Source organism: Wolbachia endosymbiont of Drosophila barbarae (genome assembly GCF_044752445.1).
Classification (GTDB): domain Bacteria; phylum Pseudomonadota; class Alphaproteobacteria; order Rickettsiales; family Anaplasmataceae; genus Wolbachia; species Wolbachia pipientis.
The window spans coordinates 1-12,202 of record NZ_JBIXJM010000241.1 but is presented as its reverse complement, the minus strand read 5'-3'; the positions used below and the strand labels follow the sequence as shown (position 1 = coordinate 12,202).

Sequence of the window (12,202 nt, the reverse complement as noted above, 5' to 3'; positions counted from 1 at the left end):
TAAAAGCAACTCTGGCTGGTATAATACCATTTAAATTTATTGTTAATGGTTATAAATACAGATTTTAAAATATTACTTGGTAGCTAAAAAAAATAACCAAAGTGCACATAGCAGTAATAACTGGAGGTAAAACTAGAAGAATTGGTGTTTTTTTAATAAAGTAATTCTGAGAAGGTTTTAAGAAAAAGGCATTGTAAATTATCGGTAAAAAGTACAGAGCGTTGAGTATAGTACTAACAATTAACACTAGAGTTACAAACACAGAAAGTATTACATTGCCAGAGTTGAAAACAGCTTGAAAAATGAGAAATTTACCCCAAAAAGTCGGAGCAGGCGGCACCCCTATCATAGACAATGCACCTATAGCAAATGCTGTCATGCTAATTGACATACTGCGTCCTATACCGTAAATCTTATCTATATATTTCTCACCTGCTCTCGTTATTATTGCTCCGGCAACGAAAAACAAAGTGATTTTTGCAAATGCGTGGCAAACTAATTGAAAAATTGCAACCCTCATGCTGAGATCACTAAAAATTGAAGCGAATAATATAATATACGACAATTGAGAGATGGTAGAGTAAGCAAGCAACTTCTTTAATTCTTTTTGCTTTAGTGCAATCAATGATGCAGTAATAATAGTAAATCCAGCAGCGTACGGAAGCCACCCTCCAGCAAACCAATTTTGCTGCACAAAACGTTGCATGTTATCGACGCCGAAAGTGTATAATATAACTTTTATGATGATGAAAACTCCGGATTTCACAACAGCAACAGCGTGCAGTAGTGCACTCACAGGAGTTGGTGCAACCATTGCTTTTGGTAACCAAAAATGCATTGGCATTAATGCAGCTTTTCCTATTCCGTAAATCAGCATAGCAAAACACACTGCAATGAAAGTGATGAGTGAAGTATCAAATTTGAATATTCCACCGCTTACAAAGTCTAAAGTATGAAATTCATGATATAAAAGGCCTATTGCAGGAAAAAATAATACCAAAGAAGAGAAAAATAGCACGCCAAAGTAATAGCGTCCTGCAATCATTGATTCATTTGTTGAGTTGTAAGTAACCAGAGGGTATGTACTAATAGTTAGAAGCTCATAAAAGACAAATGTAGTGAGCAAGTCTCCAGAAAAAGCAATAAACATTGCACAGCCAATCGATATTGAAAAAAAGCATAGAAAACTTGAGTGATTGCTATCAGCATAGTTATTCTGCATATAACATATTGCATATATACTGGTCAGCACCCATAAAAACGATATTAATAAACTGAATATTACTCCGGTAGACTCTAGCTTTAAACTAATGTGCAAATTATTACCAAAATCCATGAGAATAAATTGAGAATGATCACCATATACCCAATATAAAGTGCACAGACACGTATACGTAAACAGAAGTACAGAAGAAGTGACAGTAATACTATTGTTCACTCCGGGCCATTTACCAGTAAAAAAAATAACTAACGCACTTAAAAGTGGAATCAACGCAGTAATTAATAAATAATTCTCAGTAATTGAAAATGGTAAGGAAAGAGACGTTAAAACACAGTCCATTAAATAATTCATCTTTTTGTTTAGGTAAAGCTAGAATTATACTAAAATCATAGAAAAACCGCTATGTTTTTTTGGCAAACTAGTCGTTTGTGTATGCTATAGCTATACTGCGATTCATTCCACAACTGTACGAACATTTGTTTTTGTTAAACACAACAAAGATGTCATCCCAGTGCCCTGACTACTTGGATCCAGAAAACTTAATTTCAACTAAGTGGCTGCATAATAAAGGCTGGATTCCAGTGCCAAGCACTGGAATGACAGCAATTTACGTCATACCACCACGAACCGTCATACCGCGATTCATTCGCGGTATCTCATCCGCTAACTAGTAGCGGGATGACGAGCTTATCGTCATGCCACCGCGAACCGTCATACCGCCGCGGTATCTCAGCATAGATTCCGCTAACTAGTAGCGGAATGACGGTTTTTCAAATTGTCGTAAGTCAGTTTAGCTATATAGATAGCACAAAGTCAACTGCATAAATTGAAAATATCTGCTAGACGCAAATTACAACAAATGCAGTAGCGTAATCTCCATCGTCACTTAAAGAAAGATGAATTTTGGAGATAAAATCCTTGCTAACGGTAAGATATGGCTTGCCTCTTACATCATTGTATATTTCTATATCTTTCATTGTAATACCCTGACCACTACCTCGTGCTTTAACAAAAGCTTCTTTTGCTGCAAAGCGTTTAGCAAAATACCTTGCTCGCATTTCTTGACTATTATACTTTCTACTTAGCTCTATTTCCTTTTCAGTGTAGATTCTATTGAGAAATTTTTCCCCGTATTTTTGTAATATTCTCAATATTCTTGGTATATATACTATGTCAGTGCCGATACCGTGTATCATTTTGCGCTAAAGTGATTTATTGCTTCCTCAATCTGCATTTCCTTTACCTCTCCAGTTGCTCTATTTTTTACTTCAACTATATTTTCACTTACTGCTTTCTTTCCGACAATTATTTGCCACGGCAAGCCTATCAGATCCATTCTAGAAAATTTTACTCCTACACTCCCTTCCGTATCATCGTAAAGCACTTCATCGCTTTTCAAAGCTTTGTATATTTTATCTGCAGCCTCCGTTACTTTCGTTTGTAAATTGATTAAACCAATTCTGAAAGGAGCCACCGATTCTGGCCAGATAATTCCTTTATCATCATGAAAAGCTTCTATTATTGCACCAACAAGCCTTGAAACCCCAATGCCATACGAACCCATATGTATATTGACATTTTTTCTATCTTGAGAAGTAACACTTGCCTTCATAGGCTTTGAATATTTGTCGCCAAAATAAAAAATATGCCCTATTTCAATACCTTTACTAACATTTAACTGCTCTTGTGATATAGGGCAAGTCTCAGGATCATGCATATCATCTGCAACTGCGTATATACTCTTCAAACTTTCAACATCTTCGCTTTCTAGCAACTCAGAAAATTTGTTGTCGTAATATAAAGTGCTTTCACCAGTGTTTGCCAATATATGAAACTCGTGGCTCAAATTTCCTCCAATTGTCCCCGTATCAGCTCGAACTCCAATTGGGGTAAGTCCCATGCGTTTGAAGATTTTTATGTAAGTCTTGTACATCAAATTGTATGAATTCTGTGCACTTTCGTAATCCACATCAAAACTATATGCATCCTTCATCAAAAATTCCCTACCCCTCATAACGCCATAACGTGGTCTTACCTCATCACGAAATTTCCATTGAATTTGGTATAAACAAAGTGGCAAATCTTTGTAACTTTTTACCACATTTCTAATTAGATCAGTTGCTACCTCCTCGTGCGTTGGACCAAAAAGCATATCTTCCTCATGCCTATCCTTTATACGCAACATTTCCTTACCGTAATCATCGTAACGCCCTGATTCTCGCCAAAGATTTGCCGGTTGTACACAAGGCATCAACACTTCAATAGCACCAGATTTATCCATTTCATCTCTGATGATGTCTTCAATATTTTTAAGCACGCGCAGACCAAGTGGTAACCACGTATAGATGCCAGATGCTATCTGCTTTATTAAACCTGCACGTAAAGAATATTGATGGGAGATAATTTTAGCATGAGCAGGCTTTTCCTTTAGAGTTGGTAAGTAATACTTGGATAAACGCATATAATAGATCTGATTGTATTAAGTAATCTTAATACAATCAGACTTGTAGGCAAACTTATTTTGAAAAAGAAGGGAAGTGCGTGGTGCTTTCCTTAACGTATCGTAACACCGATTCCCTCTCAAATTTAGTAGCCGCTCTACCAAACATGCCACAACGTTCCTTAACAGAACGAGTAAATGAGTCTTTCACTTCAGTCGCTGTTGTTGCAAGAGGAGCTTCAGGTTTCGTTTTTAAATTAACAGGCTTAGGCGGTATCGGTGGCTTTTTTGTATTTGGTTGGTGGCTTGGCGGAGCTGCAGTTTCAGGATATTGTTGGTCATCATCAGATCTATAACCACTCTCGGGAGTGCTTATTCCTTTTTTATTGTCTGATTGGGAATTTGAAGGCGTAGATTTTTTCCTGCTTTTTGTCAGCACCTTCTTTTTCTGCTCTATCTCTTTCTGTTTGTCTTTGCTTTCATCTGTAGTCCAACCTGAATCGCTAATAGAATCAGAATGCTCACTTTCACTATCTGAGAATTCAGTGGCTATTCTCCTTGCAAGAATAGAAGCCGTATCACACTTTGTTTTTGGAGTACTCTTCTCAGGGCTTTGTTGATTTTTATTAACTGGTTTCAATTTAAAACCTCCTCTTATTTCTGCAAATAAAGCATTTTTGGAATCTGTTTGCTCACCTTCACTATTCTTTTCTCGTTTTTCCCTATTTTGTTTTAATTTTTCATCGCGTGCTTTTTTCTGTTCTTTGCTCACACCTGCCTTACCGCCAGCTTTTTTTATACTATTAAGTAAATCATTACTACCCTGTTGAGTTGATGAATTTTGAGGAGGTGGTGGTGGAGGTACTGCACCACTTGCTTGATTCAATTGCTCAGGAGTTGGCATAGGAGGAGGTGGTGGTAGTGCAGCATCTTGTGGCAATGGAGGAGGTGGTGGCGGTGGTACACTGACACTTGGATTTGGTTGTGTACCCAATGTTACTGGAGGTGATTGAGGAGTAGGTACATTTGATTTATTCTCCAGATTAGTACAATTTTTACACACAAATTTTTGTGGTTCTTGAGATGGAGTATGGCCGAATTTCTGTCCATTAAGACCTACTTCTTTCTTATTATCATCTCTAGAAATAGCCAGTTTAACAAGATGTGTCACTGAAATAAGTGCAACAACCGTGGAAACAGCAAAAATTGCTAAAGGAACTGCTGCAATAGGACCAGAACCAGAAACTGCTATAATAACATAAGGAAGATATTGACCAGATATGAAACTAAATATAGATAATAATGAAACAGCAATTAAAGGTTTCCATATAGTCTGCTTAGTTTTAGTAAGCTCCTGACTATCTTTTAGCAATGAAGAATTATTGGATATCATCATTTCTTTGCCTCACTTGTTAACGATAATTTAATAATAACCCAATTAATAATTTCTGTCAATAATTAATTATGAAAGACAAAGTTGCAATTTGAATAGATAAGCTATAAGTAATATACGACCAGCAATAGCCATACAATAGACTTTTTGTATAACCCACACTAAGTAGAAAAAAGGTGTCATCCAAGTAGCTGACACTGCTCTCCTTTGTCATTCCAGTGCTTGACACTGGAATGACACCGAAGGGGCTACTGCCGTCTTGGATGGAAACCAGTGTCAGAACTAGTTAACCATGGGGCTTCTTTTGCCTTTTTTTCCATTTGGTAAATTTCTTAAATATTTATGGCTAACATGAAGCTAAGTACGAACTTTGTTAAACATAACAAATGGTGCTATTCCAGTGCTCCTTTTTTTGTCATCCCAGTGCTTGACACTGGGATCCAGTTTTCCATATAATCTCATCGAAAATGTTGTAACCACTTTCTGTGCTAGTTTGCTTGCTTACAAGCAAACTTTCCTGGATCCCAGTGTCTGGGCACTGGGATGACATTATAGGGACACTGGGATTACACCCTGACAATCGTCATCCAGCTACTTGTTAGCGGCTAAGAGATACCGCGAATGAATCGCGGTATGACGGTTCGTGGCGGCATGACGATAACCTCGTCTCACTGCCATTAAGTTAAGGAAAAAAGATAGATTTTATGGGATAATGATGTATACCAATAAGTTTAAAGGTAGTATGAGTAAAAAAGGCAGTAATAAAATTTATTCAAAATGAATTGGCAAGTCTAGAATTTATAGAATCCCATAAATCATCTTCAAAAGATTTTATGAGAAAGAGGAAGTTATCTTTTATTGACATATTTATCTTAATTTTAAGAAAAAGTGTAAAGTCGCTGCAAGTAATACTAAACGAATTTATTTTATATAGGAAAAAAGACTATACCGTTACTGCTAGTGCTTTTAGTCAAGCAAGAAAAAAAATGAAACACAGTGCATTTTCAGAAATTAACGAAGGTGTGGTTTCCTTGTACTACCAAGACCAAAAATTTAAAACTTGTTTTGGCTTTAGAGTGTTAGCTCTTGATGCCTCCAAAATCATTTTACCAACAAGCGTTGAAATAAAAAATGAATTTGGCTCAAGAAAAATACGTAACCAAAAACCAAAAGATTTAGGTGATTATGCAAGTGCAACCTTTGCGGTTTGTTAAGATGTGCTAAATAATGTTGCCATAAGGTCAGTGTTAGATAGAGGTAACACTCATGAAATTAACTTAGCAGATGAAATGCTTAAAGTTGTAAATACTAATGACTTACTGATTTGTATATTTATCTTATAAATTTCTTTCTAGCCTTACAAAAAGAAAAATTGCTTATGTCATTCGATGTCCCAGATCATCTTTTAATGAAGTGAATGCTATGTTTGAAGAAAAAAGCCCATCTAGTGTTGAGGTTACCATATGTGCTCAGCGTAAGATAAAACAAGAAAATAGTGGAATAACGCTTCAAAGTGGTACTGCCATCTGGTGAAATTGAAGTGTTAGCTACATCATTAATGGATGAACAAAAGTTTCAAACTGGAGGATTTAAGGAGTTATATTTTTTACGCTGGGGAGTTGAGACATTTTTTGCAAAACTCAAAGGAAGACTAAGTCTAGAAAATTTTACAGGAAAAAGTGTTGAGTCTGTTAAACAGGATTTTTGGTCAGCTATCATTATTAGCAACCTAGAAAGTGTTATGACAGAAGATGTAGAAGAAGCGTTGAATATGGACTTAACCGATGATAAGCTTAAGAGGAGCATTAACAAATCTGTCTCATTTAACGCGATCAAAAACTTGGCTTTCGACATTTTTGCTACGGAATCAGATACTGACTGCATTATGGATCAATTATCAAAGCTATTTTTGATGAACACTTTGGCGGTAAGAAAGGGAAGGAAAGTTGATCGTCATAAGGTACCTTATCTTCGTTCGTTCAATTACCAAAAAAGGGTTAGAAAACACATATTTTGACTAGAGGTAGTATTCATATCTTCTGATAATAACTGGGTAGCTTATTGCCATAGCTCCTGTAAAATGACTTCTAAACAAACTGTTTCTTAAGTAATTTACACTTCAGAGTTTATCTGCTTTAAAGTTTACTCTATTCTGTTTCAGCATTTGTCATAAATCCTTAATTATTTCTGACTTTTTAGTTCAGTTTTTAACCATTCTTTCCTTAACTTAATGGCAGTGAACCTCGTCATCCCGCTACTTGTTAGCGGGATCTCTTGTTAGCGGCTGAGATACCGCGAATGAATCGCGGTATGACGGTTCGCGGCGGTATGGACGTAGGAAAACCTTTCTTGGGTCAGCTATAGAGACTCTCATCTTTAGCGAGCTTCAAGGTAATTGGTTGCTATTTGCGAAAATATTCGCATAATTTAAGTAACATTACTTAATAAAAATTAACTATGGAGCTTAATAAGATTGCAGCATCGATTTTACTTTCTGGGCTAATCATTATGATAGTTAGTAATGTAGTTGATATGCTTTACAGTCCAGAAGAATATAAGATTGAACACCAAACGATAGTAGCTGCTGGCAGCAATGAGTTCCAGCAAAAAATCGAGCAAGTGGCGCTTGATATTGGAGCGCTCATGCAGAATGCTAGCTTTGAGAAAGGTAAATCAGCAGCAAAAAAATGTATAGCCTGCCATAGTTTTGAGAAAGGTGGAATGAATAAAGTAGGACCAAACTTATGGAACATAGTTGGAAATAAAAAGGCCCATCTTGGTAACTCATTCAATTACTCAAAAGCAGTGCTTGAAAGAGGTGGAAAATGGGGGTATGAGGAGCTATTTGCCTTTTTAAAGAACCCAAAAGCCTATATAAAAGGTACACGTATGGCATTTGCAGGTATTTCCAATCCACAAGAAATTGCAGATCTAGTTAGTTATTTGCATCAATTGAGTGATAGCCCGGTTGCTTTGCCAAAGTAGTATGGATTATTGTAAATTGTTTGATGGAAATAATGGTCACATAGCATATCGAAAGCTACAAGGAAAGAAAGCTTCTGTAGTTTTTTTCGGTGGATTTGCATCCAATATGGATGGAACTAAAGCAACTGCTATTTACAAATTTTGCCAAGAAAATGACGTAGCACTTGTGCTATTTGATTATTTTGGTCACGGTCATTCAAGTGGTAATTTTATTGATTACACGATAAGTGATTGGCAAAAAAATTGTGCTAAAGTAATGAGTGAATTAACTAGCGATAAACAAATAATTATAGGTTCAAGTATGGGAGGATGGCTGATGTTGCTCACTGCCCTTCAATTTCCAGAAAAAATTGCAGCACTAATTGGTATATCGTCTGCTCCCGATTTTACTGAAGATTTGATATTCAAGCAATTGTCAGGCAAGCAAAAAGAAGAACTAGATTCTAAAGGTGTAATAGATTTTACTTCAGAGCATTGTACATACAAAATAACTAAAAATTTGATCGAAGATGGCAGAAAGAACCTTCTTTTAAACAAAAAGACAATAGATATAAACTGTCCTGTGCGCTTGCTGCATAGCATTAATGATAAAGATGTTCCTTATCAAACTTCATTGAATTTAGCTGAAAAAATTAAGTCAACCGATGTTGAAGTACACTTAATAAAATCAGCAGAGCACAATATGTCTGACAATCATTCACTGGAAGTTTTATTTAAGACCATTAGAGAATTTTGTAACCAGACTGCATTCTGTGATTTTTAGCAAAACACGATTTTTCATTTGAGCTTTCTTCAACTTAAAATAAATACAGAAAATTGCTGCCTATAGCTAAACTGACTTAGATTTACCGACAATTTGAAAAACCGTCATTCCGCTACGTGTTAGCGGCTGAGATACCGCGGCGGTATGACGGTTCGCACCATCACACTTTGGAACCTTACAGATATTGAGCAAATCCAATAATATCCTTGATTTCTTTTATATTATGGGTTGCAATTTCTGCTGCTTTCTTTGTGCCTTTTTTTAATATTTCATGTAAATGGAATTGGTCTTTTAAAAGATCATTCATTTTCTCACGTATGGGTGATATAACACTGATAATTAAATCAGCTAACTCTTTTTTGAAGTGCTTCATGTCATGTTTGTTCACTTCTTCACATACTTTTTCTGCATTTACATTACTAAGCACTGAATAAATGTTTATCAAATTGCTTATTTCTGGTCGGCACTTTAAAGTAGCAAAGCCTAGAATTGAATCTGTTTTTGCTTTTTCTATTTTTTTGACAATTAAGTCATCCGTATCATCAAGGTTAATGCACGAATGTTCTGAAGGATCAGATTTACTCATCTTGCTTGTGCCATCCCTTAAGCTCATTATCCTTGATGTGCAATCCAAAGTTAAGATTTCAGGTACGATGAAATAATCCAGCTTATAATGATTGTTAAAAGCTGATGCAATATCACGTGCAAGCTCCAAATGCTGTTTTTGATCATCACCAACAGGAACGTATTTAGTTTGATACAACAATATATCTGCAGCCATAAGTACTGGATAACTATATAATCCAAGAGAGGCTTTTTGTTTATCGCTGCCAGCTTTATCTTTAAATTGAGTCATGCGATTAAGCCAACCAATTGGTGTATAGCATCCAAGCAGCCAGCCCAGTTCTGCATGACCACTAACTGTGGACTGACTAAAAATAATGGACTTTTCTGTATCTATTCCGCATGCAATATAAGCTGCTGCTGTTTTGAAAATATTACTTTTTAATTCACTTGCGGGAAGCTTATTTGCTGTGATTGCGTGTAGGTCGACAATACAAAAAAGAGATTTGTATTTATCCTGTAAGTCTATCCACTGTTTGATTGCACCAAGATAATTACCTAAATGTAGTACGCCACTTGGCTGGATACCTGAAAAGACAATACTTGTCATTATACATTTACCTCATGCTAATCGCTTCCACAATCAGCAGATTTCTTAGAAAGAATAACCATTGCAGGACGGAGCAACCTATTTTTGATAGTATAACCAGTTTGTAGTACTTCTACAATGGTGCCAGGCTTTTTTTCATTGTCTTCTCTTTCCACAACAGCTTGGTGTAAATTACTATCAAAAAGCTCACCAAGTGGATCTACTTCCTCTATTCCATGTTTTTTTAGATCATTTATAATTTTTTGATAAGCTACTTTAATCCCCTCATGAACAGGATCACCGTCTTTCAAAATTTCCATTACTCTTTTTAAATTGTCGCACGAGTCGATCATATCACGTGCAAGTTTTGTGACTGCGTAGTCACTTGCATCGCTAATTTGCTTTTGCATTATACGTTTGACGTTTTCATTATCTGCAACAGCACGGCGTAAATGATCTTCAAGCTGAGCTGCACGTTCTCTTAATGTATTGAGATCTTCATTTAAATCATCAGTTTGCTTATGGTTATCACTTTGTTGGTCGTCACCTTTCTGCCTACTTACCATATCAGCAAACTTCTTCTTTTTCTCCTTACTGCTATCTGACATATCATTACCCTTAAGAATCTAATAAATATATAACAATTAATCTGAAAATATCAAGCGCCAGCTACATTCGTCTTTCTATGCTCGCATTTAAAAAGTTAATTAAAGTAGTTTTATAAAAAGAATCAGAAAAAGTACTAATATCATTTTGTGCCATATTAATGTAGTGTCTAGCTTTTTCCATAGAAAGCTGAATGGCATTATGGTGATTAATATAGTGTAATGCTTGGTCAAAATTGTGTCTAGCTGAAGAAAAGCATTTTTCCCAGAATTTTTGCTCTGCTGGACTGCCCTTTTCGTATGCTATAATAGCAGGTAAGGTGACTTTACCTTCGAAAAAGTCTTTTCCGACTTGCTTTCCAGAAGTGCCTTGATTAGCAGTATAATCGAGCATATCATCAACTATTTGAAATGCCATACCAAAATTAAAACCAAAATTCTTTAGCCTCTCTGTTTCGTCATTTGTTGCACCAGATACTGTTGATGCAGCTTCACAGCATGCAGAAAATAAAGATGCTGTCTTTTCTCCAATGATATCAAAATAATTTTCCCTGACTGTGTGAGGGTCAAAGCGTGCTGTCATCTGCTTTATTTCACCCTTCACAAGTAAATGCGATGCTTTAGATAAAATAGAGAGAATATTTAAATTTCCACACTCTATAAGCCATCTAAATGCTAGAGTCAACAATAGATCACCAACTAAAATGCTTGATTTATTCCCCCAAATCTTATTCGCTGTTTTAACTCCATGGCGTGCCTCACTTTCATCGAGCACATCATCATGAAGTAAAGTAGCATTGTGTATAAACTCTACCGATGCAGCAACGTTGATCCTATTCTCCCCAGAATAGTTTAGCATTTTACATATAATAAAAACTAGTTTAGGCCTTATTTTTTTTCCACCTGACCTAACAAGATGAGATATAATATCAGTAGCAAGCTTAGCATCTTCATCATTGACATTTTTGAAGACAAAGTCATTCATAGCTGACAAATCAGAAGATACAATATCGTCTAATTTATCGCTGTTTGTTAAATCAGTATTTAGCATTTTAAGAGACTTATGCCTCTTGCCCTTGTGCTTTCTCGTTCTCTACTTTCTTCTTTTCTGTTTTCTTTGGTTCTGTTTCTAAAGTTACTATGCCTTTTTTGATAAACCACAGTACTCTTTCAGTTGCCTGCGCGCCTACACTTAGCCAATGTTTTAATCTATCAGCTTTCACCACAACACGATTTTTATTGTCTTTTGGTAACATTGGATCATATTGTCCTATTTTCTCAATAAAACGCCCATCTCTTGGTGCTCGTGAATCAGCTACAACTATCCTATAAAAAGGGCGTTTCTTTGCGCCAAACCTCGCCAACCTTATTTTAACTGCCATGTTAACCTTTATTCATATATTAGCCACAATTTTATACAATGAGCCGTTTTAAGTCAAATGAATTATACAACTTTTGCACCTTATAATATAATTACCAATAATGTAGGGCAGTGCCGGGCGCACAGCTATACGAACATTCATTTTTGAAGGTAAATTGCACAGCAAATGGTGTCATTCCAGTGCTTGACACTGGAATGGCTTTGTTGCATCACACTTTATGAGATGGTGATTTATGGTAAATTCATGTAACTATCTCAAA

General features: G+C 36.0%; 12 protein-coding genes and 2 pseudogenes. 5 read left to right on the top strand and 9 right to left on the bottom strand.

Going from position 1 to position 12,202, the window contains the following annotated elements; genetic code table 11:
* Positions 1-64: 64 nt before the first annotated feature.
* Positions 65-1,561: a proton-conducting transporter transmembrane domain-containing protein gene (locus ACIPNH_RS05920; RefSeq protein ID WP_400772208.1), complete on the bottom strand. Its 1,497-nt coding sequence runs from the start codon at positions 1,559-1,561 to the stop codon at positions 65-67.
* Positions 1,562-1,728: 167 nt separating this feature from the next.
* Between ACIPNH_RS05920 and ACIPNH_RS06805 the strand changes: the two are divergent.
* A pseudogene (locus tag ACIPNH_RS06805) lies at positions 1,729-1,827 on the top strand (WPE palindromic element domain-containing protein); the annotation flags it as partial.
* A 234-nt stretch (positions 1,828-2,061) separates the two neighbouring features.
* Here the strand turns inward: ACIPNH_RS06805 and ACIPNH_RS05910 are convergent.
* From ACIPNH_RS05910 to ACIPNH_RS05895, 4 genes are read right to left on the bottom strand one after another with little or no spacing between them, the layout of a single operon-like run.
* The gene (locus tag ACIPNH_RS05910; protein WP_151807997.1) at positions 2,062-2,418 is read right to left on the bottom strand and encodes a holo-[acyl-carrier-protein] synthase; all 357 of its coding nucleotides are present in this window, start codon (positions 2,416-2,418) and stop codon (positions 2,062-2,064) included.
* Complete coding sequence (gene proS, locus ACIPNH_RS05905; RefSeq protein WP_400772205.1) at positions 2,415-3,683, bottom strand: proline--tRNA ligase; 1,269 nt, start codon at positions 3,681-3,683, stop codon at positions 2,415-2,417. Before proS ends, ACIPNH_RS05910 begins: the two co-directional genes overlap by 4 nt.
* 55 nt (positions 3,684-3,738) lie before the next feature.
* Positions 3,739-5,058 carry a WH2 domain-containing protein gene (locus ACIPNH_RS05900; protein WP_400772204.1) on the bottom strand — a complete coding sequence of 440 codons (1,320 nt, stop codon included), beginning with the start codon at positions 5,056-5,058 and terminating at the stop codon, positions 3,739-3,741.
* 55 nt (positions 5,059-5,113) lie between these two features.
* Complete coding sequence (locus ACIPNH_RS05895; RefSeq protein WP_400772202.1) at positions 5,114-5,284, bottom strand: hypothetical protein; 171 nt, start codon at positions 5,282-5,284, stop codon at positions 5,114-5,116.
* Between the two features lie 141 nt (positions 5,285-5,425).
* On the opposite strand from ACIPNH_RS05895, the gene ACIPNH_RS05890 reads away from it, so the two are divergent.
* The 4 genes and pseudogenes from ACIPNH_RS05890 to ACIPNH_RS05875 all read left to right on the top strand — a co-directional run bounded on the left by ACIPNH_RS05890 (position 5,426) and on the right by ACIPNH_RS05875 (position 8,803).
* On the top strand, positions 5,426-5,602 hold the full coding sequence (locus tag ACIPNH_RS05890) for a hypothetical protein (RefSeq protein ID WP_167347026.1): 177 nt from the start codon (positions 5,426-5,428) through the stop codon (positions 5,600-5,602).
* Positions 5,603-5,816: 214 nt separating this feature from the next.
* Positions 5,817-7,072: pseudogene (locus tag ACIPNH_RS05885) on the top strand (IS4 family transposase).
* Between the two features lie 440 nt (positions 7,073-7,512).
* Positions 7,513-8,040, top strand: a complete 528-nt coding sequence (locus ACIPNH_RS05880) for a c-type cytochrome (protein ID WP_010082469.1) — start codon at positions 7,513-7,515, stop codon at positions 8,038-8,040.
* 1 nt (position 8,041) lies between these two features.
* Positions 8,042-8,803 (top strand): alpha/beta hydrolase, encoded by a 762-nt coding sequence (locus ACIPNH_RS05875; protein WP_012673268.1) that lies wholly within the window; start codon positions 8,042-8,044, stop codon positions 8,801-8,803.
* Between the two features lie 175 nt (positions 8,804-8,978).
* Here the strand turns inward: ACIPNH_RS05875 and trpS are convergent, their stop codons facing one another.
* The 4 genes from trpS to rpsP form a co-directional block, all read right to left on the bottom strand.
* Positions 8,979-9,977 (bottom strand): tryptophan--tRNA ligase, encoded by a 999-nt coding sequence (gene trpS, locus ACIPNH_RS05870; RefSeq protein ID WP_006280207.1) that lies wholly within the window; start codon positions 9,975-9,977, stop codon positions 8,979-8,981.
* Between the two features lie 17 nt (positions 9,978-9,994).
* On the bottom strand, positions 9,995-10,564 hold the full coding sequence (locus tag ACIPNH_RS05865) for a nucleotide exchange factor GrpE (protein ID WP_155969407.1): 570 nt from the start codon (positions 10,562-10,564) through the stop codon (positions 9,995-9,997).
* A gap of 61 nt (positions 10,565-10,625) precedes the next feature.
* On the bottom strand, positions 10,626-11,612 hold the full coding sequence (locus ACIPNH_RS05860; RefSeq protein WP_010962840.1) for a polyprenyl synthetase family protein: 987 nt from the start codon (positions 11,610-11,612) through the stop codon (positions 10,626-10,628).
* A 10-nt stretch (positions 11,613-11,622) separates the two neighbouring features.
* Complete coding sequence (rpsP, locus tag ACIPNH_RS05855) at positions 11,623-11,943, bottom strand: 30S ribosomal protein S16 (RefSeq protein ID WP_006279266.1); 321 nt, start codon at positions 11,941-11,943, stop codon at positions 11,623-11,625.
* Between the last annotated feature and the right edge of the window lie 259 nt (positions 11,944-12,202).